Source organism: Occallatibacter sp., assembly GCF_049802275.1.
Lineage (GTDB): Bacteria > Acidobacteriota > Terriglobia > Terriglobales > Acidobacteriaceae > Telmatobacter.
The window spans coordinates 1-2271 of the sequence record NZ_JBARMD010000098.1; the positions used below are offsets into that span (position 1 = coordinate 1).

General features: G+C 55.5%; 1 protein-coding gene. It reads left to right on the top strand.

The window, feature by feature from the left end:
* Positions 1-11: 11 nt before the first annotated feature.
* Positions 12-2271 (top strand): carboxypeptidase-like regulatory domain-containing protein (locus tag WA354_RS03155; RefSeq protein ID WP_472811558.1); only part of this gene is annotated, 2260 nt, incomplete at its 3' end.

The window sequence follows — 2271 nt, forward strand, 5'->3', positions numbered from 1 at the left end:
ACACAGGAGCAATGCGAATCACGCAGAGCAATTCTGAAGGCCGCTACGTGTTCGCTCAAGTCAACCCAGGCAACTATCGAATCACTGTGCAGGCCACTGGATTTGCAAAAGCAGAGTCGCAGCCGGCAAGCGTCGCCGTCGGTCAAACAATCGCCATCAACTTCACCTTGTCAGCAGCCGCAAATACGCAGACCGTCGAAGTCACGGCCCAGAGCGGGCTCCTGAGTCTCGAGAACCCCAATACTTCAACGACGCTGGAAGCGAAGGCAATCGAACGGCTGCCCAATCCCGGCCAAGATCTAACGTATCTCACGCAGTTCGCCCAGGGCGCTTTGATGAATACGGCAGGCTCGTCGAACGATGCAAAGGCGGCAGGCGGGTATGGAAATGTCGAATTCAATGGGCTCCCTGCCACATCGAACGGCTACATTCTGGATGGGTACGACACGAATGACCCTTGGCTGGGGCTGAATATCGGTCTTTCGACGAATCTCGTCATTGGTCTCGACGCCGTACAGGAAGCAACTGTTAACACCAATTCTTTCTCCGTGGATCAGGGCCGGTATGCCGTGGCACAGGTGAACTACTTTACGAAATCAGGCGCAAACGCATTTCACGGCGATGCCTACGAGATATGGAACGGATCTCTGTTTAATGCGGAAGACTATTTCCTGCACGGGAACGACACTCCGGATAGTGTTGCGAAGAAGCCTCGGTCCACCGTCAACGAATTCGGCGTGAGTGTAGGTGGCCCGATCCGGAAAGACCGGTTGTTTTTCTTCGGCCATTATGAGGGCATTCGTCTCGCTTTCCCGCTCGTATCGCAGATCACTCTGCCGACGCCGGTTTACCAACAATACGTGCTTTCGCAACTCGCGACGGGCGGAGTGGACCCGGTGACGGGCACAGCCTTTCCGGCAGCGCCTGCAGAGATCCCTTTTTATCAGAAGATGTTCTCCCTTTTGCCAGTACCGGGTGGCTCACCAGTCCCGATAGTTGGCTGCCCACTGGGTGCTGATGGCAATGGCTGCGCGAGCCAGCGTCAGGCTTCGCTGAACAACAGCGACAACGAAGACCTGATCGTGATCAAGATCGACCACACTTTCGACGCCAACAACAGCGCGTGGTATCGCTTCCAGCAGGACACGGGCCTGCAAGCCGCGTATACCGACCCGGTGAATCCTATTTTCAACTCCTATTCCCCTCAGCCACAGCGCACTCTTGTAGCTGGTTACACCCACGTGTTCAATTCAAACCTCGTCGACCAGTTCAATCCCGGCGCCAGTTGGTACTCGAGCATTTTCGAGCCCAACAATTACTCCGAGGTACTCGAAGCTTTTCCCATCATGCTCGTCTCTGGCAGTGACGCAGTCCCCTTCACGACCATCGGGGGCAACAACAACACCTATCCCCAGGGCCGCAAGGTCACACAGTGGCAAATCAACGACAACCTGACATGGACGCATGAGAAGCATACGTGGAAGTTTGGAATCAACACGCGACGTATCGATATAAGCAACTACGATCTCGGCGAAGGCACTGTGCCAACGGTGACCTTCAATGACCTCGCTCAGTTCACCTATGGCGTGGCCTACACCGCAAGCGAGAGCTTTCCGGTCTCGCTCAAAGAAAGAGTATCCGCCGGCAATCTTGAATACTATGCAATGGACGCGTTCAAGCCCACATCAAAAATGACACTGACCTATGGCATGCGCGTTACCTGGAACACCAATGTGACCAGCGGAAAGAATCTCTTTGCCCGCACGGCCGGATCTTTTTTGGATACCACGCACGACAACAACACTCCCCTGAATCAAACGATCCTCGGCAATGTCCGCGATCTCTTTCCCGCAACGCCACTCTTCGTCTACCAGCCGCGGGTCTCTTTTGCATACCAGTTGTCCCCTTCGACTGCGGTCCATGGTGGGTTCGGTGTTTTCAACGACATCATTCCAATGCAGATTGCCGATCTCGCCGCCATGAACGCACCCAATGACCCCACGTTTGTAGGCGGAATCGGCGGCCAGGTAGGCGGCGTTGGAATTGCGCCCGGGGTTGACGGGAGCGCCGTTGACGCAGCCGCAAGCGCGAACCTCGCCTTCCAATCGAACTTTCGTTCGGATTCCAGCTCTTGCGAAGGAATTCAGCCTGGTGCACCGACGTGCCCGCTGGCCGTCAGCCTGAATACCTTCCCAAGCGGCACGCTCAAGACGCCCTACTACTATCAATTCAATTTCGGCGTTGAGCAGCAGATCGGCACTGGAGGCAATT